The following is a 23,186-nucleotide window of genomic DNA, read 5'->3' as shown; positions in this document are numbered from 1 at the left end:
GCTCACCGCGGTCGGCTCGTATTGCGCCCGGAACTTGGCCAGCAGCGGCACGCCGAGCTGCTGCGAGAGCAGGTCGATCTCGCTGGTGCCGTAGGCCAGTGCCACCGGCAATACGCCGGCATCGCGCAGACCGTCCAGCAGCGCCTTGGCCGTGTCCAGGTCCGGCAACTGCGACAGCCCGCCGAAATCCAGGATCACCGCCGCGCGTCCGAACAACTTCGGCGCGCGGGTCACGCGTTCGCGCATCTCGCGCACCAGGCGCGGGACGTCCAGCGTGCGCACGCGCAGGTTGGCGATGCCCACCTGGCCGATCTTCAGTTCGCCGGCCTGTTCGAAATCCACATTCACGCTTGCCACGCCTCAGCTCCCCGTCGACGGGTTGTCGGTGGCGGCATGCCGCGGCCGGCCGACCCACGGCAGATGGTCCGGCAACTTGCCGGCATAGGTCTCCTTGACCCACGGATAGCTGCACATGTCTTTCATCAGCATGCTGGCGCGCACCTCGACATCGGCCATGGTGTTCTGGCCGACCTCGCGAAAGCCGAAGCTGCCATGGAACAGCAACGCCGCATCGGCGCCATGGTCCAGGAACACTTCGCAGGCCAGTTGCGGGTAGCGCAACTCGGTATAGCTCTGCACATCGGCATAGAACGCACGCCCGACGCCGCCGCCGCGACGGCGGCTGGCGACCACGATGCGGTCGATATAGAAGAATTCCGGGTGACGGTCCCGGAACCAGGCGAAATTGCTGCTGTCATGCGCACTGCCGCTGCCGAACCCGACCAGGAACCCGGCCAGGTTGCCGTCGCGCTCGGCGACGCGGAAATATTCGGCCTGCTCGTAGAAACGTTGCAGCTTGGTTGAATCCAGCGGCAGGATTGCCAGTCCGGCATTGTTGTTCAGGGCCAGGACGGAATCGAGCTCGTGCTCGCGCACGTCGCGGATAACGATCGACATTGGGACTCCGTGGGGTAACGCTCTCGACCCGAAATCGGATCTGCGTCGGATTATTGCATGCGTGGCCTGAAGCGGCGACCCGCCGTGTGCCGGCCCTGTGCGTACGAGGCGGACGCACCACGCCGACGCCGGGAGGTCTTGCTGCCGGGACCGTCCGTCCGTGCAAGCACATGCATGACTTCCGGCAAGAGGGCAGCCGCCCGGCGAGCGCCTAAGATGCCTGCATGTTGGGATACCTCAGTCATACGCGCGTCCTGCGCTTCGCCGGCCTGTTCACCTGGGCGATGATCGCCATGCCGTTGGTGTACACCTACTGGCCGGCCGCCGAGGAGGGCGACCACCGCAGCGTGGCCGAGGGCCTGCTGATGTCGGCGTTCTTCGTCGGTTTCGGCGCCAGCTACTTCTGGCTGACCCGCGGCCTGAGCAGCGGCGGCCACGCCCATTGGTACGACCGGCTGATCCTGCTGCTGCTGACCATCTTCGCGCTGGCGGTCAGCTATCTGAGCGGAACCGGGCTGGGCAGCATCCTGATGATGGTGGCGGCCGGGGTGATCCCCTGGTTGCTGCCGCTGCGCATCGGCGTGGCCTGGCTGGTACTCAGCCAGCTGGCGGTGCTGCCGGTGTTCTATTACCTGCGCCCGGACTTCACCCTGTTCGCCGCGCTGATGCAGTCGTTGCTGTACGGCGGCTTCTCGATGTTCATTTTCGTGACCAGCCTGGTCGCGCGCCAGCAGACCGATGCCCGCGAAGAACAGCGCCGGCTCAATGCCGAATTGCGCGCCACCCGCGCGCTGCTGGCCGAAAGCGCCCGCGTCAACGAGCGCACCCGCATCTCGCGCGAACTGCACGACCTGCTTGGCCACCACCTCACCGCGCTGAGCCTGAACCTGGAAGTGGCCGGCCACATCACCGACGGCCAGGCCCAGGAGCATGTGCGCCAGGCGCATACGCTGGCCAAGCTGCTGCTCACCGATGTGCGCGAAGCGGTCAGCCAGCTGCGCGACAGCGGCGCGATCGACCTGGAAGCGGCCCTGCGCCCGCTGGTGACCCAGGTGCCGTCGCTGGACATCCATCTGGACATCGCCCAGCCGCTGACCCTGGACGACCCCGAACGCGCGCATGTGCTGCTGCGCTGTACCCAGGAAATCATCACCAATGCGGTGCGCCACGCCGGTGCGCGCAACCTGTGGATCCAGGTGCGCCGGGACGGAGACAGCGTGCTGATCGACGCGCGCGACGACGGCCACGGCGCCGAGACGGTGGCGCCCGGTAACGGGCTGCGCGGCATGCGCGAACGGCTGAACCAGTATGGTGGCCAGTTGGAGATCCAGACCCGGCGGGGTGACGGCTTCGGCCTGCGCATCTCCGTTCCAGGCGCGCCGGCACTGATGCCTGCGGCCGTTACTCAAGGAGTGTTTTGATGATCCGTGTGTGCCTGGTCGACGACCAAACCCTGGTACGCCAGGGCATCCGCTCGCTGCTGGCGCTGGACAACGGCATCGAAGTGGTGGCCGAGGCCTCCGACGGCAAGCAGGCGGTGGAGCAGATCCCGCAGATCCAGCCCGACGTGGTGCTGATGGACATGCGCATGCCGGTGATGTCCGGCCTGGAAGCGCTGCAGATGCTCTCGCGCAACGGCACGCTGCCGCCGACCATCATCCTGACCACCTTCGACGACGACCAGCTGGTGCTGGCCGGACTCAAGGCCGGCGCCAAAGGCTATCTGCTCAAGGACGTCTCGCTGGAGCAGCTGGTCGGCGCGATCCGCACCGTGGCCGACGGCGGCTCGCTGGTGCAGCCGGCGGTGACCCAGCGCCTGCTGTCGGGCCTGGAGCACATGCGCAACGAGTTCGTCAGCCTGGACCGGCCCGATCCGCTGACCGACCGCGAGACCGAGATCCTGCGGCTGATGGCCAGCGGCTTTTCCAACAAGGAGATCGCCAACTCGCTGGGCGTGGCCGAGGGCACCATCAAGAACCACGTCTCCAACATCCTGTCCAAGCTCGGCGTGCGTGACCGCACCCGCGCGGTGTTGAAGGCCTTCGAACTGCAATTGGTCTGATCGGCAACGCAGGTGGCGCTGCTTCCGGCCTGCGGCGGCGCGTGCGCTCCGCCGCGCGTGCGCCAGGGGGCGCGGCGAGGTGGTCTGGTCGTTTCCGGACCGGATCCAGCCCGCTGCCGGAGGCCGAAAACGGCGCCGGCAGCCATCGCATCACACACAGGCATCGCGCGATGTGCATGATAGCTGCGCGCAATCTGCCCAAACCCCTGTGCAGGTTGGGGTTGCGCAGTCATGGACCGCGCGGTTGCGCGGTCCATGACACCGCAAGACCGCGCTACCCGTCGCACAACTGAACATCTTTCTCGAAGCCTGCTAGGATGGCGGCTTCGCTTCACTCAACCCGGCCGTGGGATCGGCCCCGGAGACCTCCTGAATGACCCGTATTATCGAGTTCCTGATCGCCTTGGGGATCGTGGCTGGCTTGTTTGTCGTGGTGGGCTTGGTGTTGCCCTCGGAGCGGCAGATGTCCGAGAGTGTTGAGACCAACCGCAGGATGACGATTGTTTACGACACCGTGAACAGCTTCCGTCGTTTCAAGGATTGGAACCCGCTTGTGCTGCGTGACCCGAAGATCCAGCTGAAGCTGGTCGGCCCGGAAGAGGGCAAGGGTGCACGCGTCGAATACAGCTCCACCGAAGGCTACATCGGCGACGGCAGCTGGGAGATCACCAACAGCGTCAAGAACGAGCGTGTTGAGATTTCGATCGACGATCCCACCAAGGGCTACGACAAAGTCACCAACTTCACCCTTGCGCCGACTGGCAAGAACAACAAGAACGTCAAGATCACCCAGGACTACAGCGTCAAGTACGGCTGGAACCTGTTTGGTCGTTATGCCGGCCTGTATGTCAGCCGCCACGTGGGCGACGACCTGAAGCTGGGTCTGTCGCGTCTGGCGACCGCACTGGCCACCGTGCCGAATTTCGACTACCGCGCCCAGCTCGACGGCAAGCCGGTGTTGAGCGATCTCAAGATCGTCGATGTGCCGGCCGAGGACCTGTTGGTCGTCAACGCAGGCAACATCGATCGTGACAACGAGACGATCAAGAAGTCGATCAAGGACAACCAGGAGTGGATCAAGCGCGTGATGGACGCCAACGGCCTCGAGGCTGCTGGTCCGGTCCGCATCGTGACCACCGACTTTGCCTCCGACAAGTACGCCTTCGACGTGGTGCAGCCGGTCCGCAAGCGTGCCGGTGGCGCGCCGAAGACCGATGCCAAGGCCGACACCGCCAAGGCTGATGCCAAGAAGGATGACGCCGCGGCTGCCGCACCTGTGGATGCAACGCCGGTTGCTGCCACGGGCGAGGAGTTGAAGGTCAACATCCCGTCGGAAGCACCGGTCAAGTACGAGCGCACCAAGGCACACCGTTCCGCATTTGCGACCTATGCAGGCCACATGGCCGGCCTGGATGCAGTGCGTAGCTCCCTGCGTGCCTGGGCTGCCACCAACGGCAACGACGTGACCGAGCGTCCGTACGAGTCGTGGAAGGGCGGCGTGGACAAGTCGTTTACGCAGGACGGTACCTACGACGTCTACTGGGCCATCAAGTAATCGTTTCGCCACGATGACCTGATCCAGACCAAAACGCGCCGCAGTCCTGCGGCGCGTTTTTTTTTGCGCCACGGCGCTGCAATGGAACCGCCTTCATGTCCCTGCTCGAACGTCGCAAGAAACATCCTTCGCTGCTGGCGTGTTGCGGTGCCTTGCTGGCCGCCATCGCGGTGGGCCTGTCGGCCTATGCCTCGCATGGCGTGACCGATGCGCTGGTGCAATCGCGGCTGCAACTGGCAGCGCTGTATGCCTTCGGCCACGGCGCCGTGCTGACGGTGCTCGGCGCCACCGAGACGCGTGCGCTTGGCCGGATCGGCCTGTATCTGCTGTTGCTCGGCACGCTGCTGTTTGCCGGCAGCCTGGCCGGCGGCGCGGTGTTGCACTGGCCGACCAGCCTGGCGCCGGTTGGCGGGGTCAGCCTGATGCTGGGCTGGGTGGTGCTGGCGATCGGCGCGTTGAGGCGCTGAGCATGCCGCGCCACGCCCGCGGATTCGATGTGGAAGCCGCATTCGCGCACCTGGCCCGGCGCGATCGCGCGCTGGGTGCATGGATGAAGCGCATCGGCCCGATTGCCGCGCAGCCGGGTTGGCGCAAGCCGTTCGACCCGGTGGATGCGTTGGCGCGCGCGATCCTGTTTCAGCAGCTCAGCGGCAAGGCCGCATCGACGATCGTGGCACGGGTGGAAGTGGCCATCGGTGCGTCGCGCCTGCATGCAGACACGCTTGGTCGCATCGACGATGCGGCACTGCGTGCGTGCGGTGTCTCCGGCAACAAGTCGCTGGCCTTGCGCGATCTGGCGCGCCGTGAGCGCGATGGCGAGATTCCTTCCCTGCGCAAGCTCGCCTTCATGGACGAGGAAGCGATTGTCCAGGCGCTGGTGCCGGTGCGCGGCATCGGCCGCTGGACGGTGGAAATGATGCTGATGTTCCGGCTGGGTCGCCCGGACCTGCTGCCCGTCGACGACCTTGGCGTGCGCAAGGGCGCCCAGCGCGTGGACAGGCAGGAGCAGATGCCGACGCCGAAGGAACTGGCCATCCGCGGCGAACGCTGGGGCCCGTACCGCAGCTATGCCGCGTTCTATCTGTGGAAGATCGCCGACTTCAGCGTGGCCGCCAAGGTGCCGACACCGCGCTCGCAGGAGTGATCGCGCACGGGACCTGGGCGCGACCGTCGCACGCATCAGCCTGCATGCCAGCGCCAATGCCACGGCTCGTAGACGATGCCGTGCAGGTTATTGCGTGGGTAGCTCAAACGATAGCCAAAACGCGGTGCGTGGCTGCTCAGCCAGGCAAACGCAGCCGTGGCCTCAAACGATTCTTCTGCCGGCGGTTCGCCCGGGGTGCCGATATCCAGTGCGTCGCCACTGTGGTGTTCGCTGAAACCGGGGGCGGCATTGACTGCCAGGATCTGTTCCAGTGTGAGCCCGCGCCCGAACTTGCGCTCGAAGATGCCCAGTTGATAATCGTGGCTGCGGTAGCCGGAGATGGCATCCAGCACGATGTCCGCGTGCAATGCGGCGGCGCGCATGAAGCGCCACGCACGCGCGGCGCCGGCGCTGAGCCATAGCGGCCGATCGAAGCGATCGTGCCCGGCAAAGTGCAAGGTCGCCGGCTCGGCGGTCAGCTGCAGGCCGGTTCGCTGCACATAGTCGTCTGCGTCCAGCCCGAGTTGGGTCAAGCGGTTTTGTAAGCCGTCGATGGCCAGCACTGCGCCCCGTGCCTGTCGTGCGCGCGCAGCGGTGGCTTGCAGCCGGTCCAGCGCGTCGTCCAGACCCGGCTCGCGTACCAGCCGCGGGATCAACGGCATCATGCCCTGCGGCAGATGCGCGGCCAGATAGCGTCCGTCACGCTTGCGCCGCAGCACCCAATCGGCCTGTGCCAGCACGCGCGCATCCGCGTTGCTGCGCGCACGCAGCAGGTTTGCCGGCCACAGTTCGATGGCAGTGGTGTTGAGCAGCAGGGTCTGGGGCGGGCGCATCGCAACAGGGTAGGGCTAAGCGTGGCGTACGGCCAGCTGGCGCAAATCCTCGAGCAACTGGTGTGGCTGCTCAAGACTGAGGACCACCAGGCCGTTGTCGCGCAACGGCAGAATCAGCACCCGCCTGGACTGGGTCAGCAGATAAAAGCCTCTGGCTGCGGATTTGCTGCGGTAATACCCCGATTTGAATCCCGGATAACCAAAGCCGAGCAACTGCAGGCCCGGTTTGAACGCCGTGTGTCCGGCCAGGTCGACAATGCGTGCGCTGTCCAGGCGGAGCGCGTGTAGTGGCACACGCTTGGTAAAGAAGGTCGAGCGGACGATCAGGCGGTTGTCGTCCAGCTGGACGCTGCGTCGCGCGTGCGCAACCGTGCACGCCACCGCCACTGTCAGCAGGATGCCCAAATGCCCCATCAGCGTACCGGGTCCGTCATGACTGCTTGCATGCGCGGTAGCGATGAGGCCGGCAGCGATCGACAGCGGTAGCCACAGCCAGATTGCCAGGCTCCAGCGCGTCGCCGGAGCCGCAGCATAGTCGCGTCGGCGCGGCTGCGGGTATCGCCCGGCACGCGCTCTGGGCGCTGTGGCAGTGCTTTGGGATGAGCCGGATCGCTTCGCCATCTCAGAGCGTCTTCTTCAACGCCAGCGACATTAGCGACGTCGTGCTCGGGGTGCGGTGCCTGGTGAGCTTGGTCAGTTTCCCACCAGAGTGACCTCGCGCGATCAATGCGTCCCGGCTGTCATCGCGCCTGATGTTATCGGCGAGTGTGTGTGTCAGCGCGAGAAGCGGAGAATCCAGCTGCGTGTTCATGTCGGCGGTTCCTTGTCATCGCGCGGTTTTGGCAGGCGCCCGGCCTTGCGCAGGGCATCGCGCAGCAGGTATTCGATCTGCGCGTTGAGGCTGCGCAGTTCGTCGTCGGCCCAGCGCTGCGCGGCGGCCAGTACATCGGCGTTGATGCGCAGCGGATAGGCCTTCTTCTCGCTCATTCGCGCTCCCCGCGGCCGCTGTGGCGGCGCAGGTGCATGACCATCGAGACGATCAAGACGTTCACGCCGACCAGCATGCCGATCACCACCGCGTAGATGCCGGCGCGGTTGTCGCCGGCCCAGTACAGGCAGGCGGCACCGACCAGGATGACCAGGCTGATCAAGGCCCAGCGCAGCCCCAGGCCGCGCGCACGCTCGTCGTCGTCCGCACCGATGGAGGCGGCGATTGCCAGTGCAGGCAAGCCGGACAGCGCGACGACCAACGGCACCATGACATTCATTGCATCACCTCAATACAGCGAGCCGGCGTTGACCACCGGTTGGGTCCCGCGATCAGAACACAGCACGGTGAGCAGGTTGCTGACCATGTGCGCCTTGCGCTCTTCGTCCAGCTGCACCACGCCGTTTTTCTGCAGCTCGGACAAGGCCATTTCCACCATGCCCACCGCACCGGCGACGATGCGCGTGCGTGCGGCGATCACCGCATTGGCCTGCTGACGCTGCAACATGGCCTGAGCGATTTCCGGCGCGTAGGCGAGGTGGCTGATGCGCGCCTCGATCACGTCCACGCCGGCCTGGGTGAGGCGTTCGTCCAGATGGCGCTTGAGCTGCTCGCTGATCTCGGCCGGATGGCTGCGCAGCGAGATCTGATCGTCTTCGTGCTGGTCGTAGGGGTAGCTGGTGGCCATCGCGCGCAACGCCGCTTCGGACTGGATATGCACGAAGCTCTCATAGTCGTCGACGTTGTAGACCGCCTCGGAGGCATCCAGCACCTGCCACACGATCACCGCGGCGATCTCGATCGGGCTGCCGTCCAGTTCGTTGACCTTGAGCCGGCCGCTTTCGAAGTTGCGTACGCGCTGGCTGACCCGGCGCTTGGCGTAGAAGGGGCTGTTCCAGCGCAGGCCCGCATCCTTGACCGTGCCGACGTACTTGCCGAACAGGCTCAACACCGCCGCCTGGTTCGGTTCCAGGGTGTACAGGCCAGCCAGGAAGAAGATGCCAGCCGCCCCGACCACACCGGTGGTGATCAGTGCTGCAGGCTTGGCGTCGCCGGTGAGCAGCATCCAGACGGCGGCGGCGAATGCCGCAGCGGCGACGAGAACGACGGGGATGCCCGGCAGTGAGCTGATCGGCTTCTCTTTCATGAGGGCGGTGTCCTTGGGAAGTGCAAAAAAGATATCAAAGTGATATCAGTCGATGCAAGGCCTTCGGTCGTCGGTCGTGATGGCTGCCCGTTAGAATGGCGGCCCCCCATCCGATCTGGACCGCGCTCATGACTACTCTCGGCACGCCGTTGTCGCCTTCCGCCACCCGCGTGTTGCTGCTGGGCTCGGGCGAGCTGGGCAAGGAAGTGGCGATCGAATTGCAGCGCTTCGGGGTGGAAGTGATCGCCGCCGATCGCTACGCCAACGCGCCGGCGATGCAGGTCGCACACCGTTCGCATGTGCTGGACATGCTCGATCCGCAGGCGCTGCGCGCACTGATCGCCCAGGAGCAACCGCACCTGATCGTGCCGGAGATCGAGGCGATCCATACCGAAACGCTGGTCGCGCTGGAACGGGAGCAGGGCCAGCGGGTCATCCCGACCGCGCGCGCCGCACGGCTGACCATGGACCGCGAAGGCATCCGTCGCCTGGCAGCCGAGACGCTCGGCCTGCCGACCTCGCCGTATCGCTTTGTCGACACGGCCGCCGAGTACCGCGAGGCGATCACCGCGGTCGGCCTGCCGTGCGTGGTCAAGCCGGTGATGTCGTCCTCGGGCAAGGGCCAGAGCACCGTGCGCAGCGAAGCGGACATCGATGCGGCCTGGGAGTACGCGCAGACCGGCGGACGCGCCGGTGCCGGCCGTTGCATCGTCGAGGGCTTCATCGACTTCGATTACGAGATCACCCTGCTGACCGTGCGGCATGCTGGCGGCACGTCGTTCTGCGACCCGATCGGGCATTGGCAGAAGGATGGCGACTACCGCGAAAGCTGGCAGCCGCAGCCGATGTCAGCGGCCGCCCTGCAACGCGCGCAGCAGATCGCGCAAGCGATCACCGACGACCTGGGCGGTCTGGGCCTGTTCGGGGTGGAGTTGTTCGTCAAGGGCGACGAGGTCTGGTTCAGCGAAGTCTCGCCGCGCCCGCACGACACCGGCCTGGTCACGCTGGTGTCGCAGGACCTGAGCGAGTTCGCATTGCACGCCCGTGCGATTCTCGGCCTGCCGGTCGGTGCGCAGAACGGTGGCGCGATCCGTCAGAGCGGCCCGTCGGCCTCGTGCGCGCTGCTTGCCCATGGCCATGGCGTCCCGGTGTTCGACAATGTCGCGCAGGCCCTGCGCGACCCGGACGCCGCGTTGCGTCTGTTCGGCAAACCGCGCGTGGACGGCCACCGCCGCGTCGGCGTCACCCTGGCACGCGCGGACAGCATCGACGCCGCGCGCGCGAAGGCGCGTACGGCCGCCGAGGCATTACAGGTTCAACTGGACGCCTGAGTGCGGTGATCGGCATGGCGCGATTGCGGCGACAAGCTGCACTCGCGCCACGCCACAAGCAACAGCCCGACGCTTCGAATCCCGAATCCCCAATCACGGCTCCCCAGCCACATCCACCCACACCGCATGATGATCGCTGCCGTCGGCAATGGCCGCTTCGGGCGCGGTGCTGGCGGGCCAGAAGATGCCGCTGCCGATCAAGCTGAACTGGCGCGAAGGCAGCACGTAGTCCAGGCGCATCGTGCCCGCCTGCGGCCCGAAGTCGCCGGTGACCTGGTGCGCATCGCCCTTGTGCGCGATGCCTTGCGCGGCGTACTCGGCGGTCTTTTCCGGGCCGCCCGCACTGTGCGGCGCGGGGTACTGCAGCACCCGCGGGTGCGTGACCAACGCGCGGATCGCATCGTGCCGGCCGGCACCATCGACCGGGTCGTTATTGAGGTCGCCGAGAATGACGAAGCGCGCATCGGCGGGCAGCCCACCGCAGCGGCCCTGGTCGTCGCACAGCCAGCCGGCGTCCTTGGGATTGTCCAGGTACTCGCGCCATAGCCGCAGTTCGTCATGGTTGCGTGCGACGTTGCGCTTTTCGGCGCCATCGAACACCGGCGGGGTGGGGTGCGAGACCAGCGCATGCACCACACCGAGCGGCGTGCGCACCGGCACGTCCCAATGCGACTTGGACGACAGCCGCAGTTGTGCCCAGATCGCATCGCTATAGAACGATCGTTTGCTGGATGGGTCGGTCGGCCGCAGCGCGCCCGGCAGTGCGCTCCATTTCAATAACTGGAAACTGCGCACCGCCTGCGCATCGATCGGGTAGCGCGACAGCACCAGCATGCCGTACTGGCCGGGGTGCAGTCCGTAGCCCCATGCATCGTTGCCGCGGGTGCGGCCGTCGCCACCGGTGCTGCCGTTGTTGTCCAGATCCAGGCCGCTCGGCACGCCGGTGTTGACCGGGGCCAGATAGCGGTACGGATAGCGCAACGCCTCGCCGCCGCCCGGCTGGGCAACCTGCAGATAGCGCTGCTGGAACAGGTCGGCGGCGCGGTGCTCGGGGTCGAAATCGAACTCGTTGAGCAGCACCAGATCCGGGCGCACCCGCTGCAGCACTGCGGCGATCTTGCGCGCATGTGCGCTGTCGCCTTGCAGCTCGCGCACCAGGCCGCCGGCCTGGTCGGAATACAGCGAGGTGTTGTAGGTGGCGATGCGCAGCCGGGCCGGCGCGGAGGCGGCAGTTGCCTTGGCGCCTGTATCCGGAGAGGTCGCCTGATGTGCGCAGGCGGCGCAGAGCGCAGTCAGCGCAAGCAGGAAAAGAGGTTTGATCATCGCGACATTCTCGCATGTGCAAGACGACAGGCCGATGTCGTCCCGGCGTGGTTCAACCTTCCGGTGCAGTGGCAGGAAGCCCGCGCCATTGGCGGCCGTCGTAGGCCTCCAGCGCGCTGAAGCGGCGCTTGTAGTTCATCTTGGCATGGCCGTCGATCCAGTAGCCCAGATACACATGCGCGCGGCGCTCGCGTTGCGCCCACTGGATCTGCTGCAGGATCGCGAATGTGCCCAGGCTGCGCGCAGTGGCATCCGGTGCGTAGAACGTATACACCGCCGACAACGCATGCTCGGTGACATCGGTGACCGCAACGGCGAGCAGTCGCCCCGGCGCGTGCGCCACTGCGGGTTCGCGAATTTCCAGGAAGCGTCCATGCGACCAGCCGCCGATCAGGAACTGGTCGAATTCGGTGGCGCCATGTTCGTCCATGCCGCCGCCGGGATGGCGGTGCTGGAGGTACTGCCGGTACAACGCGAGTTGTTCGTCGGTGCGTTCGGCGGCGACCACGCGCACCACCAGGTCCGTGTTGCGCGCCAGGCAGCGGCGCTGGCTGCGATCGGGGCGGAACGCATCCACCGCGATGCGCACCGGCACGCAGGCGCGGCAATGTTCGCAATGCGGCCGGTAGACCAGATCGCCGGAGCGACGGAATCCCCATGCCAGGGCCTGCGGATAGATCGCGCCCAGCCGCGGATCGTGCGGATCCAGCACCAGGTCGCGTGCGCGGCGGTCGGGCCAGTAGCCACAGGCATGCTCGCCGGTCTGGAACAGGCGCAGGTCGTCATGGGTGTCGGCGTGGATGGCCATGGCGTCAGGATAGCGCCTGCGCGTCGCAACAGCGGCGACTGTCCGCCGGATGAATACGCCCGGTCGCCGCGTCAACGCGCGCGCCGATGGCTCGTTGATGTGGGTGTTGGTGGCAGCGCACGGTGGATCCGGATGCGCCACCCACGCGATGCGGCCCATGCAGGTGCCGCGTGTGGTTCCCACATCCCAGGAGTTTCCCATGACGTCTCGCAAACCGTTTCTCGCACTGGCCGTGCTGGCTGCCCTGTCTACCGGCGCGGTATTCGCCGCCCCGCCTGCCGCCGGCGATGCGCCGCGTCCTGCCAAACTCGACAAGAACGGCGATGGCGTGATCGATCGCAGCGAGGCCGCTGCCGATCCCAAGCTGGCCGCACAGTTCGACACCCTGGACACCAACAAGGACGGCAAGCTGTCGCGCGACGAGCGCCCGCATCACCGCGGCCCGGGACGTGCTGGGCGCGGCGAATGGATGAGCAAGCTCGATACCAACAAGGACGGCCGCATCAGCCGCGAAGAAGCCAAGGCCGAGCCCAAGTTCGCTGGGCGTTTCGATGAGATGGACGTCAACAAGGACGGCTTTGTCGATCGCGCCGACCGTGAACTGCGCATGCAGCAGCATCGCGACGCGTGGTTTGCCAAGGCCGACACCGACAAGGACGGCAAGCTGAGCAAGGCCGAGTTCGATGCCGCATCCAAGCAGCGTGGCGAGCATGGCCCGCGCGGTCCCGGCGAGCATGGCGATCACGGCAAGCGTCCGATGCCGGCCAAGCCTGCTGCGGGCAACTGAGTTCCTCCCGTCGCGGCAGCGTTATCCGGTCGCAGTGCTGCGACCGGGGGCAGTCCCCGCGTCATCTGCAGCATGTAAACAGCACTACGCAACAAGGCGCCGATCGACCGACGGCCTCCTGCGCAAGCAGGGGGCCGTTTTTTGTTGATTGGACATGTTCGCCATTGGTGCCTGCGGCGGTGACGTCACGCCGGGATCAGAGCATCCCCAGCTTCATGTAGTGCCGCAGGATGGGCAGCATGACTGCCGCCGTGCTCACCAGCGTCGCACCCGGGCTGAACATGCAGCGATACAGCAGCGGTGCCTGCGTGCTGCCGCGTCGTTGCGCATCGCGTTCCAGCATGGGGCGCATGACGCGGGGCAGCACCCGGATGGATTGATAGTTGAGCACCGCCATGCCTGCGCAGAGCATCAGCAACGACGCCCACGCACCCGCATCCAGATGTTTCAACAGCAGCGTGCCGCCCACCACCAGCACCGATGTCAGCGTGGTGGCGTGCAGGAAACGACGGATCGCGGCGGCCTCGGCGGCGGTCTGCGCAAAGCGCAGCAGATACCAGCACGACCAGTACGTGCCGACTCCAGCAACCAGCACGGCGCCAGCGGCGAACAGCGCCGAACAGCGCCGGCATGCCGAGCCAGAGGCTCAGCGCACCCGCGGCGCCGCCCCCGCCCAATGCCGAGCCGGTCAGCCCGCTCACGCCTAACTTGCCCGCGCCACCCATGCCCGTCAGCACGATGGCCGCGCTCGCCGTCCCGGGCGCGGCCAGCAGGGTTGCCGAGGTCACCGCAGTGGCAAAGGCCACGCTGGGCGCGCTGCCACGCGCGAACTCGCCGAACCGGCGCAACAGCTCGCCGCGCACGCTGGCCCGCGCCCGCGACAGGCGCTTGCGCACGGCCGCGTCGCTGAGGCCGAGCAGTGCGGCGACCTGCCGTGAACTCTGGCCTTCGCGGTAGTACAGCAGCAGCGTCTCGCGGCTTTCCTCGGGCAATGCCGAAATGATGTCGAGCGCGGCGATCTCTTCTTCCACCTGCAGCAGATGGTCGGCGGGCGAGGGGGCCGGGTCGGCGGCCATGGCGATCGCAAGCTCGGCCGCTTCACCGCTGAGTGCACGATGCCGGTTGGCGCGCAGCCAGTCGCGCGCCAGGTTGCGGGTGATCTGCCGCAGCCAGGGCAGGAAACTGGCTGGCTGATGCAATTGTGCAAGTCGCTGCCAGGCGCGCAGGAAGGCTTCCTGTGCGATGTCTTCGCTGGCGGCGATATCGCGGGTGATCGCCAGCGCGATGGCGGTCACCGTGTTCTGGCAGGCGCGCACGATGCGGCCATACGCCTGCTGGCAGCCGGCGGCAGCGACCGGCAATTCGCGTTGCAACATCAGATCCAGCGTGTCGGTATGCATCGGCGCAATCCATGTCCTGGTCCCAGCATGACGCATGCGAGCGCCGGATGTGACCGGGGGGATGGTGGTGGCGCGCCGACCGCAGCGACGGGTGGCCGCGTTGCACCCTGGCTGGCCGCGCTCAGCGCGTCGGCTGGATCCGCACGCGCACTTCTTCGTCCTCTGCGGCTGGCCGCGCCGTGGTGCCGGCAGGCGCCTGCCGCGCTGCCGGCTGTGCCGCCGGCCCGACTGCGTCGGGCGCATTGCGATGGCGCAGCACCACGAACATGGCGACCGCGCCGATCACCAGCAGCAGTACCAGCCGGATGCGCCAGGCCCAGCTGCGCGCGTTGGTGCTGGAGCCGTTTTCGCCGTCGCGGAAGGTGTATTCCACATTCGGCAGATCGCGGCGGGTGGTGTCGAGCAGGCGTGCGTCGCGCAGCAGGTCGCGTGCGCGCGGCTGGTCGTCGGCGTGCACGATCCACACCGTGGGATAGGCCTGCGCGTTGCCCTGTTCGAGGTAGCTGAACTGGCCGCTGCGTTTGCTCTCGTAGGAGCGGCCGTTGCTCATGCGCACGTCGATGCCGGCGTTGCGCAGGAGATCGGCCACGCCTTCGGCGGTTTCGATACGTTGACTGCTGAAGATCTTGCGCATGCTTAAGGGGTGCCGGCGATTGCCGAACACAGCGCATGGCGAGGGCGCGTGTCCGAGCTGAAGAAGAGGAAAGCCAGGGGCATCGATCCGCGCGGCAAGGTGGACGCGGCAACCGGCATGCCGATGCACGGCCAACGCAGTGGAGACATCAACATGGCACGTCGTTTGCCGGCACGGCGATCGTACCGCCGTCGGGCACCACGCGGATCAGGCCTTCCTGCGTGGTGCTGGCGACCAGCACGCCATCGCGGGTGAAGAACTGCCCGCGCGCCAGGCCACGCGAACCCTGCGCGGTGGGGCTGTCGAGCGAATACAGCAGCCAGTCGTCGGTGCGGAACGGGCGGTGGAACCACAGCGCGTGATCGAGCGAGGCCATCTGCACGTTCGGCGTGTAGTAGCTGATGCCGTGCGGAAACGTGGAGGTGCCCAGCAGCTGAAAATCCGAGGCATACGCCAGCAAGGCCTGGTGCAGGCCCACGTCGTCGCCGACCGGGTCGCTCAGGCGCAGCCACATCTGCTGGAACGGCGGGCGCTTGGGCGGCCTGAGTTCGTCGCGCGGGAAGACATGGCGAAACTCGAACGGGCCGCCACGCGACAGCCAGCGCTGCACCTTGGCAGGCAGTTTCTCCAGCACCTCCGCTGCCAATGGCGGAGTGGGTTCGATGTCTTCGGGCGGCGGCACCACCGGCATCACCGACTGATGCTCGGCGCCGTCCTCGCGCTGCTGGAACGAGGCCGCGCAGAAGAAGATCACCTTGCCGTGCTGGATCGCGGTGACCCGGCGCACCGAAAAACTGCCGCCATCGCGGGTGCGGTCGACGTCGTAGACGATCGGGTGGTCGATGTTGCCGGCGCGCAGGAAATAAGCATGCAGGGAATGCGCCTGGCGGCCGTTGTCCACGGTGGCCTGCGCGGCCGCCAGCGCCTGGCCCAGCACCTGCCCGCCGAACACGTACTTGGTACCGATATCGCGGCTCTGGCCGCGGAACAGGTTGTCTTCCAGGCGCTCCAGCGACAGCAGGCTGATCAGTTCGGAGACGACGGGTTCAGCAGTGGCGGACAAGGGGCTGGCCTGGGCGTGCGACGGACCGCGATTATAGCGGGCCGCCCGTGCGCGCCGTGCCGGGCGCCGGCTCAGGTCTTCTGCAGCCGCGCGACCAGGCCGTGCAAGGCAGCCTGCGCATCGGGCGCGTACCAGCCGTCGACAAAGCGCTCCAGCTGGATCAGCTCCGGCGCCAGCGCCGCGCGCAGATCGGCCCGCGCAATCGCGCGCGTGGTCAGCATCGGCTGGCGTGGCAGCTGCTGCAGCTCCTGCAGCCAGGCCACCGCGCGGGCGGTGACCAGGTCGCCATCGACAAGTTCGTCGACCAGGCCGATCGTGACCGCCTGTTCGGCAGGCAGCAACTGGCCGGAGATCAGCAGGCGCTCGGCGCGGTGCGCACCGACCACGCGGCGCAACAGGCGCTGGATGCCTTCCGGTGCGGCCAGGCCCACCTGCACCTCGTTCAAGCCGATCGCATAGGGCCTGGCGGTATCGGCGCTGCGCGCCATCACCCGGTAGTCGCAGCACAGCGCCAGCACACAGCCGCCGGCCGGCGCATGCCCGCCGATGGCCGCCACCACCGGCACGCGGCTGTTGGCCAGCGCCTGTGCGGCCTCGAAGAAGGCCGTCCAGCTGGCCAGCAACGCGGCGCGGTCGGTGCCGTGCGCCAGCAGGTGCGGCACGTCCATGCCACCGGAAAAGATCCGCTCGCTACCCGACAGCACGATGCCGTCGGTCTCCTCGCCGGCCTGCTGCACCGCAACGCTCAGCGCTTGGCACAACGCGCTGTCCAGTGCATTGACCGGCGGGCGCGCCAGACGGATTTCGCGAAGACGGCCATGGTCTAAGATCTGGATGCTCATTCGGGGCTCCTGGAGGTTGGGTCATGATAGACGGCAGTCGAAGCAGGCGGCGCATGCAGGGACGCCTGCTGCTGGGTGCGTTGGTGGTACTGGCAAGTGCAGGCGCTGGCGCGCAGTGCCTGCCCGAGTTCAAGGACGGCTGGATCCGCATTCCGCCGCCTGGTGGCATGGGCATGGCAGCGGGATTCGGGCAGTTCCACAACGGCTGTGCGCAGCCGTCGAAGGTCACCGCGGCCAGGAGCAGCGCGTTTGCCGATGTGTCCATCCACGAGACCACGCAGACCAACGGTGTCAGCCGCATGCGCGCGGTGCCGGAGCTGGCGTTGCCGGCCGGCAGGTCGGTCCCGCTTGCGCCGGGCGGTCTGCATCTGATGCTGATGGAAGCGCGTGCGCCGCTGCAGGAAGGCGCGCAGGTGCCGGTGACCTTCACCCTGCAGGATGGCCGCCAGATCAAGACCACGCTGCAGGCGCGCAAGCGCGCGCCGGGGGCGTAACCGCGCGCAGGGCGTGGCTGAGCGAGGCTGTAGCCTCGCAGGCTGCAGTCCTTGCAGAGCCCACTGCGCGATGTAGCCGATTAAACGCGATGCGTGGTGGCGAGCAGGCTGTCACTTCATTGTGTCGGTCCGTTCCCGATCACGCGGCCTGTCGGTGATATCACGCAGCGGCATGACAGGATCGCTGCAAACAAAAACGGCGGCTCCCGGGAGAGCCGCCGTCGCTGTCTGGCGCCGGAGATCCAGCGCGCAACTGGCAAATCTCAGCTGCTGGCGGCGCGTACTGCGTCCGGCAGCGATGCGCTCTTGCCGGTCTGCGTATCGATCCACACCACCACCACGTTGCCATCGGAATACAGCACGCCCTCGTCCTTCTGGTCGAGGATGCGGTGGCCGATGGTGATGCTGCTGCTGCCCAGGCGCTCGACGAACAGTTCCACCAGGATGTCGTTCGGCCATACCAGCGGGCGCTTGTAGTTGACGTTGGTGGCGGCGACCACCGGCGCGATACGGTCGGTCATCGACACGCCTTGCACGCCCAGCATCCAGCGCACGCGCGCTTCTTCCAGATACGAAATGTACTTGGCGTTGTTGACATGGCCCATGCTGTCCATGTCGCGCCAGCGCACGCTGATCGGGATGCGTGCCAACACCTTGTGCTCTTCGCTCATCAGCTTGCCTTCTTCTTCGCGGTTTTCTTGGTGGCGGACTTGGCGACTTTCGCCACCTTCTCCGGTTTGACCTTGCGTGGCGGACGCGCGTCGGGCTTGTTGGCCATCGCCGCCGGCCGGGTCTCGCGCGCCTTCACCGACGGCAGCATCTTGGCCAGGAACTGTCCGGTGTAGGACGCCTTGTGCGCAGCCACATCTTCCGGCGTGCCGGAGACCAGGATGCTGCCGCCACGATGGCCGCCTTCCGGGCCCAGGTCCACGATCCAGTCGGCGGTCTTGATCACGTCCAGGTTGTGTTCGATCACCACCACCGTGTTGCCCTCGTCGCGCAGCTTGTGCAGCACGCCGAGCAGCGCCTCGATGTCGTGGAAGTGCAGGCCGGTGGTCGGCTCGTCGAGGATGTACAGGGTGCGTCCGGTATCGCGGCGCGACAGCTCCTTGGACAACTTGACGCGCTGCGCCTCACCGCCGGACAGCGTGGTGGCGCTCTGGCCCAGCTTGATGTAGCTCAGGCCCACATCCACCAGCGTTTCCAGCTTGCGCGCGATCGACGGCACCGGCTCGAACAGCCGCAGCGCGTCCTCGACGGTCATCTGCAGCACGTCGCTGATGTTGAAACCCTTGTAGCGGATCTCCAGCGTCTCGCGGTTGTAGCGCTTGCCGTGGCAGACATCGCAGGGCACGTAGACGTCGGGCAGGAAGTGCATCTCCACCTTGATCAGGCCATCGCCCTGGCAGGCCTCGCAGCGTCCGCCGCGCACGTTGAAGCTGAAACGGCCCGGCGAATACCCGCGCGCGCGCGCTTCCGGCACCTGCGCGAACAACTCGCGCAACGGCGTGAACATGCCGGTATAGGTGGCCGGATTGGAGCGCGGGGTGCGCCCGATCGGCGACTGGTCGATATCCACGACCTTGTCGAACAGATCCAGGTTCTCGACCTCGCGATGCGCGGCCACCGGATGCGAGGCGCCGTTGATCTCGTTGGCGGCCAGCGAAAACAGGGTGTCGTTGATCAGCGTGGACTTGCCCGAGCCGGACACGCCGGTGATGCAGGTCAGCAGGCCGGCCGGAATGTCCAGATCGACATTCTTCAGGTTGTTGCCGGTGGCCCCGCGCAGATGCAGCATCATCTTCGGGTTGGGCTTGTGGCGCTGCTTGGGGATCTCGATGCGGCGCTTTCCCGACAGGTACTGGCCGGTCAGCGAGCCGGGCGCATCCAGGATGTCCTGCAGCGTGCCCTGCGCGCAGATCTCGCCACCGTGCACGCCGGCGCCGGGGCCGATATCCAGCACGTAGTCGGCCAGGCGGATCGCGTCCTCGTCGTGCTCGACGACGATGACGGTGTTGCCCAGGTCGCGCAGCCGCGTCAGCGTGCCGAGCAGGCGTTCGTTGTCGCGCTGATGCAGGCCGATCGACGGCTCGTCCAGCACGTACATCACCCCGACCAGGCCGGCACCGATCTGGCTGGCCAGGCGAATGCGCTGCGCCTCGCCGCCGGACAGGGTGTCGGCCTTGCGCTCCAGCGTCAGGTAATCCAGGCCGACATCGACCAGGAAGCCCAGCCGCTCGCCGATCTCCTTGACGATCTTGCTGGCGATCTCGCCGCGCCAGCCCGGCAGCGACAAGCCACGGAAAAAGCTCAGCGCCTCGTTGACCGGCAGCACCACCAGTTCGGGCAGCGGGCGGTCGGCCACGAACACGTTGCGCGCGGCACGATTCAGTCGCGTGCCGTTGCAGGCCGGGCAGGGCTGCTGGCTGACGTACTTGCTCAGCTCCTCGCGCACGGCCGGCGATTCGGTTTCGCGGTAACGGCGTTCCAGGTTCGGCAGGATGCCTTCGAACCGGTGCTTGCGCGTGGTGCGACCGCCCGCATCGGTGAAGTAGGTGAAGCTGATCACCTCATCGCCGCTGCCGAACAGCACTGCCTGGCGCACCTTGGCCGGCAGCGAATTCCACACCGCATCCACGTCGAACTTGTAGTGCTTGGCCAGCGAGGCGATCAGCTGGAAATAATAGGCGTTGCGCCGATCCCAGCCACGCACCGCGCCGGCCGACAGCGACAGCTCCGGATGCACCACGACGCGATCCGGGTCGAAGAACTCGGCCACGCCCAGGCCATCGCAGCTCGGGCAGGCGCCCACCGGTGCGTTGAACGAAAACAGCCGCGGCTCCAGCTCCGGCAGCGAGTAATCGCAGACCGGGCAGCTGTACTTGGACGAGAACAGGTGCGGCGCGGCGGCCGGGTCGTCCAGCGACTGCACCGCGACCATGCCTTCGCCGAGCTTGAGCGCGGTCTCGAAGCTTTCCGCCAGCCGTTGCTTGATGTCCTCGCGCGGCCGGAAGCGGTCGATCACCGCCTCGATGGTGTGCTTCTGGCGCAGCGCCAATGGCGGCACCGCGTCGATCTCGTACAACTCGCCATCCACGCGCACGCGCACGAAGCCTTGCGCGCGCAGTTGCTCGAAGACCTGCGCATGTTCGCCCTTGCGCTCGCGGATCACCGGCGCCAGCAGCATGTAACGCTGCTCCTGGTCCTGCGTGAGCATGTGGTCGACCATCTGGCTGACGGTCTGCGCCTCCAGCGGGAAACCATGATCGGGGCAACGCGGCTGGCCGACACGCGCGTACAGCAGGCGCAGGTAGTCGTAGATCTCGGTGATGGTGCCGACCGTGGAACGGGGGTTGTGCGAGGTCGATTTCTGTTCGATCGAGATCGCCGGGGACAGGCCTTCGATGTGGTCCAGGTCCGGCTTTTCCATCACGCTGAGGAACTGGCGCGCATACGCCGACAGCGACTCGACGTAGCGGCGCTGACCCTCCGCATAGATGGTGTCGAACGCCAGCGACGACTTGCCCGAGCCGGACAGGCCGGTGATCACGATCAGCTTGTCGCGAGGCAGGTCGAGGTCGATGTTCTTGAGGTTGTGCGTCCGCGCGCCGCGGATGCGGATGAAATCCATCGCCATGGGGGATCCGATGTCGGGCCGGCGAACCGGCAGTGGTGCGAGCGTGCTCAGCAGGAATGAGTGGCAGTCGATCAGCCTACCCGCCGACCTAGGTGAGGGCAATTGCCCCAAATGCCAGTCTGACCGGGCCGCTGTGGCGGCCGGATGATGCGTTGCACGGGCGAATCGGGCATGGCTGCGGCCCGGCGCCCGGCAGGTTGACCCCAAACCCCGTCAGCCCGTACAATCCCGCTCCTGTCTGCCCTAGGGCACGTCAGTGCGACCATAATAACTACAGAGGAAAACCTGGTCATGTACGCAGTTCTGGTAACCGGCGGTAAGCAATACCGCGTCGCGCAGGGCGAAACGCTCCGCGTGGAAAAGCTCGAAGTCGAAGCTGGCAACGAGATCAAGTTCGACACCGTCCTGATGCTGGGCGATAGCGATGGCATCAAGCTGGGCGATGCGCTGAAGGGCGCCTCGGTCACCGCCAAGGTCGTGGCCCATGGCCGCGCCGATAAGGTGCGCATCATCAAGTTCCGTCGCCGCAAGCACCACATGAAGCGTCAGGGACACCGTCAGTACTACACCGAAATCGAGATCACCGGCATTGCCGGTGGCGATAAGAAGTAAAGGAGAACCAGTCATGGCACATAAAAAAGGCGTAGGTTCCTCGCGCAACGGTCGCGATTCCAACCCGAAGTACCTGGGTGTGAAGATTTTCGGTGGCCAGGCCATCGATGCCGGCAACATCATCGTGCGTCAGCGCGGCACCCAGTTTCATCCGGGCGCCGGCGTCGGCCTCGGCCGTGACCACACGCTGTTTGCGCTGGTCGACGGCAAGGTGGAGTTCTCCACCAAGGGCCCGAAGAAGCGTCGTACCGTCAGCGTGGTTGCCGAGGCGTAATCGCCCGCTCCATGCAGGCCAGTCCGCCAGGCATCGCTGCCCGGTGGACGAGACGGAAAGCCCCGCTTTTGCGGGGTTTTTCGTTTGACGGCCGGGAGTGGGGATTCGGGATTGGGGATTCGCAACGGCGGATCTCGATAGTCCTGATACCGCTGCTTCCTGCTGTTTCCGCAGCGGCCTAGCGGCGTCCTGCGGTGGTGTTACCAATCCCAAATTACGAATCTCAAATCTCATGAAGTTAGTCGACGAAGCAGAAATCCTGGTCAGTGCCGGCAATGGCGGCAATGGCTGTGTCGGCTTTCGCCGCGAGAAGTTCATCCCGCTCGGCGGGCCCGACGGCGGTGATGGCGGCAACGGCGGCAGCGTGTGGATCGTGGCCGACGAGAACGTCAATACGCTGGTCGACTTCCGGCATGAGCGCACCTTCAAGGCACAGCGCGGCGAGAACGGCATGGGCCGCCAGGCCTACGGCAAGGGTGGCGAAGACCGCATCATCGTGGTGCCGGTCGGCACCGTGGTGATGAACGTGCAGACCGACGAAGTCATCGGCGACCTGACCCAGCATGGCGATCGCCTGCTGGTGGCCAAGGGCGGCAAGGGCGGCCTGGGCAACATGCATTTCAAAAGCTCGGTCAACCGTGCGCCGCGCCAGTCCACCACCGGTGAAGAGGGCGAGGAGCGCTTGCTCAAGCTGGAGCTGAAGCTGCTGGCCGACGTCGGCCTGCTAGGCTTTCCCAACGCGGGCAAGAGCACGCTGATCCGCGCGGTGTCCTCGGCGACCCCGAAGGTGGCCGACTATCCGTTCACCACCCTGTATCCGAATCTGGGCGTAGTCAGTGTCGAGGCGTATCGCAGCTTCGTCATCGCCGACGTGCCGGGCCTGATCGAGGGCGCGGCCGACGGTGCCGGGCTGGGCACGCAGTTCCTGCGCCATCTGCAGCGCACCCGCCTGCTGCTGCATCTGGTGGACATCTCGCCGATGGATGGTGGTGTGGAGGCGTCACCGGTGGACCAGGTGCGCACCATCGAGCGCGAGCTGGAGCGTCACGATCCCGAATTGCTGAAGAAGCCGCGCTGGCTGGTGCTCAACAAGGCCGACCTGATGTTCGAGGACGAGGCGCGCGCCGCGGCCGAGACGATCGTGGCCGAACTGGGCTGGACCGCGCCGTGGTATCTGGTCTCGGCGCTGGGTCGCGATGGCACCTTCCCGATCATGAAGGACGTCATGGCGTTCTTCGACCGTCAGCGCGAGGACGAGCTCGAGGCACGCAATGCCGGCTGAGCGCATGCGCAGG

At 66.5% G+C, this 23,186-nt stretch carries 25 protein-coding genes and 2 pseudogenes; 11 read left to right on the top strand and 16 right to left on the bottom strand.

The genetic code is table 11. The annotated features are described in order from the left end of the window. Together minC and EO170_RS01130 are read right to left on the bottom strand one after the other, a co-directional pair. A pseudogene (minC, locus tag EO170_RS01135) lies at positions 1–357 on the bottom strand (septum site-determining protein MinC); the annotation flags it as partial. Positions 358–360: 3 nt separating this feature from the next. Continuing rightward, complete coding sequence (locus EO170_RS01130) at positions 361–957, bottom strand: GNAT family N-acetyltransferase (protein ID WP_104582421.1); 597 nt, start codon at positions 955–957, stop codon at positions 361–363. A gap of 224 nt (positions 958–1,181) precedes the next feature. Here EO170_RS01130 and EO170_RS01120 point away from each other — a divergent pair, with 224 nt between their 5' ends. The 5 genes from EO170_RS01120 (at position 1,182) to EO170_RS01100 (ending at position 5,718) form a co-directional block, all read left to right on the top strand. Then, on the top strand, positions 1,182–2,378 hold the full coding sequence (locus tag EO170_RS01120) for a sensor histidine kinase (protein ID WP_104582422.1): 1,197 nt from the start codon (positions 1,182–1,184) through the stop codon (positions 2,376–2,378). Beyond that, positions 2,378–3,019, top strand: coding sequence for a response regulator transcription factor (locus EO170_RS01115; RefSeq protein WP_005990002.1), 642 nt, complete (start codon positions 2,378–2,380; stop codon positions 3,017–3,019). The genes EO170_RS01120 and EO170_RS01115 overlap by 1 nt, the downstream gene beginning before the upstream one ends. A gap of 373 nt (positions 3,020–3,392) precedes the next feature. Next, positions 3,393–4,574, top strand: a complete 1,182-nt coding sequence (locus EO170_RS01110; RefSeq protein ID WP_119132560.1) for an SRPBCC family protein — start codon at positions 3,393–3,395, stop codon at positions 4,572–4,574. Positions 4,575–4,669: 95 nt separating this feature from the next. Then, positions 4,670–5,041, top strand: coding sequence for a DUF423 domain-containing protein (locus tag EO170_RS01105; RefSeq protein ID WP_104650282.1), 372 nt, complete (start codon positions 4,670–4,672; stop codon positions 5,039–5,041). Between the two features lie 2 nt (positions 5,042–5,043). Then, complete coding sequence (locus EO170_RS01100; protein WP_119128894.1) at positions 5,044–5,718, top strand: DNA-3-methyladenine glycosylase; 675 nt, start codon at positions 5,044–5,046, stop codon at positions 5,716–5,718. Between the two features lie 35 nt (positions 5,719–5,753). Here EO170_RS01100 and EO170_RS01095 read toward each other — a convergent pair whose 3' ends face one another. From EO170_RS01095 to EO170_RS01070, 6 genes are read right to left on the bottom strand one after another with little or no spacing between them, the layout of a single operon-like run. Then, positions 5,754–6,551 carry a M15 family metallopeptidase gene (locus EO170_RS01095; RefSeq protein WP_126941880.1) on the bottom strand — a complete coding sequence of 266 codons (798 nt, stop codon included), beginning with the start codon at positions 6,549–6,551 and terminating at the stop codon, positions 5,754–5,756. A 15-nt stretch (positions 6,552–6,566) separates the two neighbouring features. Beyond that, the gene (locus tag EO170_RS01090) at positions 6,567–7,172 is read right to left on the bottom strand and encodes a PH domain-containing protein (protein ID WP_126941878.1); all 606 of its coding nucleotides are present in this window, start codon (positions 7,170–7,172) and stop codon (positions 6,567–6,569) included. 1 nt (position 7,173) lies between these two features. After that, positions 7,174–7,362, bottom strand: a complete 189-nt coding sequence (locus EO170_RS01085; RefSeq protein WP_126941876.1) for a hypothetical protein — start codon at positions 7,360–7,362, stop codon at positions 7,174–7,176. Then, positions 7,359–7,538, bottom strand: a complete 180-nt coding sequence (locus EO170_RS01080) for an Arc family DNA binding domain-containing protein (protein ID WP_115676363.1) — start codon at positions 7,536–7,538, stop codon at positions 7,359–7,361. The genes EO170_RS01085 and EO170_RS01080 overlap by 4 nt, the downstream gene beginning before the upstream one ends. Next, entirely contained in the window at positions 7,535–7,819 is a 285-nt protein-coding gene (locus EO170_RS01075) for a hypothetical protein (protein WP_115676364.1), read from the bottom strand. Before EO170_RS01075 ends, EO170_RS01080 begins: the two co-directional genes overlap by 4 nt. Positions 7,820–7,828: 9 nt before the next feature. Then, on the bottom strand, positions 7,829–8,686 hold the full coding sequence (locus EO170_RS01070) for an SPFH domain-containing protein (protein ID WP_104582429.1): 858 nt from the start codon (positions 8,684–8,686) through the stop codon (positions 7,829–7,831). 128 nt (positions 8,687–8,814) lie between these two features. Between EO170_RS01070 and purT the strand changes: the two genes are divergently transcribed. Beyond that, the gene (purT, locus tag EO170_RS01065; RefSeq protein WP_126941874.1) at positions 8,815–10,017 is read left to right on the top strand and encodes a formate-dependent phosphoribosylglycinamide formyltransferase; all 1,203 of its coding nucleotides are present in this window, start codon (positions 8,815–8,817) and stop codon (positions 10,015–10,017) included. A gap of 93 nt (positions 10,018–10,110) precedes the next feature. Here the strand turns inward: purT and EO170_RS01060 are convergent, their stop codons facing one another. Beyond that, the gene (locus EO170_RS01060) at positions 10,111–11,340 is read right to left on the bottom strand and encodes an endonuclease/exonuclease/phosphatase family protein (protein ID WP_241239365.1); all 1,230 of its coding nucleotides are present in this window, start codon (positions 11,338–11,340) and stop codon (positions 10,111–10,113) included. 52 nt (positions 11,341–11,392) lie between these two features. Next, complete coding sequence (locus tag EO170_RS01055) at positions 11,393–12,307, bottom strand: arginyltransferase (protein ID WP_164740859.1); 915 nt, start codon at positions 12,305–12,307, stop codon at positions 11,393–11,395. A 40-nt stretch (positions 12,308–12,347) separates the two neighbouring features. Here EO170_RS01055 and EO170_RS01050 point away from each other — a divergent pair, with 40 nt between their 5' ends. Further along, complete coding sequence (locus tag EO170_RS01050; protein ID WP_126941870.1) at positions 12,348–12,935, top strand: EF-hand domain-containing protein; 588 nt, start codon at positions 12,348–12,350, stop codon at positions 12,933–12,935. Positions 12,936–13,131: 196 nt separating this feature from the next. Here the strand turns inward: EO170_RS01050 and EO170_RS01045 are convergent. The 4 genes and pseudogenes from EO170_RS01045 to EO170_RS01030 form a co-directional block, all read right to left on the bottom strand. Continuing rightward, positions 13,132–14,335 (bottom strand): annotated as a pseudogene (locus EO170_RS01045) (sigma-70 family RNA polymerase sigma factor). Between the two features lie 121 nt (positions 14,336–14,456). Continuing rightward, positions 14,457–14,969, bottom strand: a complete 513-nt coding sequence (locus EO170_RS01040) for a pathogenicity-like protein (RefSeq protein WP_126941868.1) — start codon at positions 14,967–14,969, stop codon at positions 14,457–14,459. A 148-nt stretch (positions 14,970–15,117) separates the two neighbouring features. Continuing rightward, entirely contained in the window at positions 15,118–16,032 is a 915-nt protein-coding gene (gene tesB / locus EO170_RS01035) for an acyl-CoA thioesterase II (RefSeq protein ID WP_126941866.1), read from the bottom strand. 71 nt (positions 16,033–16,103) lie between these two features. Then, positions 16,104–16,874 (bottom strand): enoyl-CoA hydratase/isomerase family protein, encoded by a 771-nt coding sequence (locus EO170_RS01030; protein ID WP_126941864.1) that lies wholly within the window; start codon positions 16,872–16,874, stop codon positions 16,104–16,106. A 65-nt stretch (positions 16,875–16,939) separates the two neighbouring features. Between EO170_RS01030 and EO170_RS01025 the strand changes: the two genes are divergently transcribed. Continuing rightward, on the top strand, positions 16,940–17,368 hold the full coding sequence (locus tag EO170_RS01025) for a copper chaperone PCu(A)C (protein ID WP_126941886.1): 429 nt from the start codon (positions 16,940–16,942) through the stop codon (positions 17,366–17,368). Between the two features lie 263 nt (positions 17,369–17,631). Here the strand turns inward: EO170_RS01025 and EO170_RS01020 are convergent, their stop codons facing one another. After that, on the bottom strand, positions 17,632–18,039 hold the full coding sequence (locus EO170_RS01020; RefSeq protein ID WP_119128901.1) for a thioesterase family protein: 408 nt from the start codon (positions 18,037–18,039) through the stop codon (positions 17,632–17,634). Further along, positions 18,039–21,005, bottom strand: a complete 2,967-nt coding sequence (gene uvrA, locus EO170_RS01015) for an excinuclease ABC subunit UvrA (protein WP_104650273.1) — start codon at positions 21,003–21,005, stop codon at positions 18,039–18,041. Before uvrA ends, EO170_RS01020 begins: the two co-directional genes overlap by 1 nt. A 291-nt stretch (positions 21,006–21,296) precedes the next feature. Between uvrA and rplU the strand changes: the two genes are divergently transcribed. The 3 genes from rplU to obgE all read left to right on the top strand — a co-directional run bounded on the left by rplU (position 21,297) and on the right by obgE (position 23,173). Then, positions 21,297–21,617 (top strand): 50S ribosomal protein L21, encoded by a 321-nt coding sequence (rplU, locus tag EO170_RS01010; RefSeq protein ID WP_016901712.1) that lies wholly within the window; start codon positions 21,297–21,299, stop codon positions 21,615–21,617. 13 nt (positions 21,618–21,630) lie between these two features. Further along, a complete protein-coding gene (gene rpmA, locus EO170_RS01005) occupies positions 21,631–21,891 on the top strand; it encodes a 50S ribosomal protein L27 (protein WP_003484326.1) in 261 nt (86 codons plus the stop codon). A 232-nt stretch (positions 21,892–22,123) separates the two neighbouring features. Next, positions 22,124–23,173 (top strand): GTPase ObgE, encoded by a 1,050-nt coding sequence (gene obgE / locus EO170_RS01000; protein ID WP_104582439.1) that lies wholly within the window; start codon positions 22,124–22,126, stop codon positions 23,171–23,173. Positions 23,174–23,186 lie beyond the last annotated feature (13 nt).

Source organism: Xanthomonas sp. BRIP62409 (assembly GCF_003992965.1).
GTDB classification, from domain to species: Bacteria; Pseudomonadota; Gammaproteobacteria; order Xanthomonadales; family Xanthomonadaceae; genus Xanthomonas; species Xanthomonas euroxanthea.
This window is presented reverse-complemented; position numbering and strand designations above follow the sequence as displayed.

Excerpts from the sequence above, each read along its gene's own strand:
- EO170_RS01115 (WP_005990002.1), top strand. The coding sequence starts at position 2,378 with ATGATCCGTGTGTGCCTGGTCGACGACCAAACCCTGGTACGCCAGGGC.
- EO170_RS01070 (WP_104582429.1), bottom strand. The coding sequence starts at position 8,686 with ATGAAAGAGAAGCCGATCAGCTCACTGCCGGGCATCCCCGTCGTTCTC.
- EO170_RS01040 (WP_126941868.1), bottom strand. The coding sequence starts at position 14,969 with ATGCGCAAGATCTTCAGCAGTCAACGTATCGAAACCGCCGAAGGCGTG.
- rpmA (WP_003484326.1), top strand. The coding sequence starts at position 21,631 with ATGGCACATAAAAAAGGCGTAGGTTCCTCGCGCAACGGTCGCGATTCC.
- obgE (WP_104582439.1), top strand. The coding sequence starts at position 22,124 with ATGAAGTTAGTCGACGAAGCAGAAATCCTGGTCAGTGCCGGCAATGGC.
- EO170_RS01055 (WP_164740859.1), bottom strand. The coding sequence starts at position 12,307 with ATGGGCCGCATCGCGTGGGTGGCGCATCCGGATCCACCGTGCGCTGCC.
- EO170_RS01105 (WP_104650282.1), top strand. The coding sequence starts at position 4,670 with ATGTCCCTGCTCGAACGTCGCAAGAAACATCCTTCGCTGCTGGCGTGT.
- EO170_RS01080 (WP_115676363.1), bottom strand. The coding sequence starts at position 7,538 with ATGAGCGAGAAGAAGGCCTATCCGCTGCGCATCAACGCCGATGTACTG.
- purT (WP_126941874.1), top strand. The coding sequence starts at position 8,815 with ATGACTACTCTCGGCACGCCGTTGTCGCCTTCCGCCACCCGCGTGTTG.
- EO170_RS01030 (WP_126941864.1), bottom strand. The coding sequence starts at position 16,874 with ATGAGCATCCAGATCTTAGACCATGGCCGTCTTCGCGAAATCCGTCTG.
- EO170_RS01085 (WP_126941876.1), bottom strand. The coding sequence starts at position 7,362 with ATGAACACGCAGCTGGATTCTCCGCTTCTCGCGCTGACACACACACTC.
- EO170_RS01020 (WP_119128901.1), bottom strand. The coding sequence starts at position 18,039 with ATGAGCGAAGAGCACAAGGTGTTGGCACGCATCCCGATCAGCGTGCGC.
- EO170_RS01095 (WP_126941880.1), bottom strand. The coding sequence starts at position 6,551 with ATGCGCCCGCCCCAGACCCTGCTGCTCAACACCACTGCCATCGAACTG.
- EO170_RS01090 (WP_126941878.1), bottom strand. The coding sequence starts at position 7,172 with ATGGCGAAGCGATCCGGCTCATCCCAAAGCACTGCCACAGCGCCCAGA.
- EO170_RS01130 (WP_104582421.1), bottom strand. The coding sequence starts at position 957 with ATGTCGATCGTTATCCGCGACGTGCGCGAGCACGAGCTCGATTCCGTC.
- uvrA (WP_104650273.1), bottom strand. The coding sequence starts at position 21,005 with ATGGCGATGGATTTCATCCGCATCCGCGGCGCGCGGACGCACAACCTC.
- EO170_RS01120 (WP_104582422.1), top strand. The coding sequence starts at position 1,182 with ATGTTGGGATACCTCAGTCATACGCGCGTCCTGCGCTTCGCCGGCCTG.
- EO170_RS01100 (WP_119128894.1), top strand. The coding sequence starts at position 5,044 with ATGCCGCGCCACGCCCGCGGATTCGATGTGGAAGCCGCATTCGCGCAC.
- EO170_RS01075 (WP_115676364.1), bottom strand. The coding sequence starts at position 7,819 with ATGAATGTCATGGTGCCGTTGGTCGTCGCGCTGTCCGGCTTGCCTGCA.
- EO170_RS01050 (WP_126941870.1), top strand. The coding sequence starts at position 12,348 with ATGACGTCTCGCAAACCGTTTCTCGCACTGGCCGTGCTGGCTGCCCTG.
- EO170_RS01110 (WP_119132560.1), top strand. The coding sequence starts at position 3,393 with ATGACCCGTATTATCGAGTTCCTGATCGCCTTGGGGATCGTGGCTGGC.
- rplU (WP_016901712.1), top strand. The coding sequence starts at position 21,297 with ATGTACGCAGTTCTGGTAACCGGCGGTAAGCAATACCGCGTCGCGCAG.
- EO170_RS01060 (WP_241239365.1), bottom strand. The coding sequence starts at position 11,340 with ATGATCAAACCTCTTTTCCTGCTTGCGCTGACTGCGCTCTGCGCCGCC.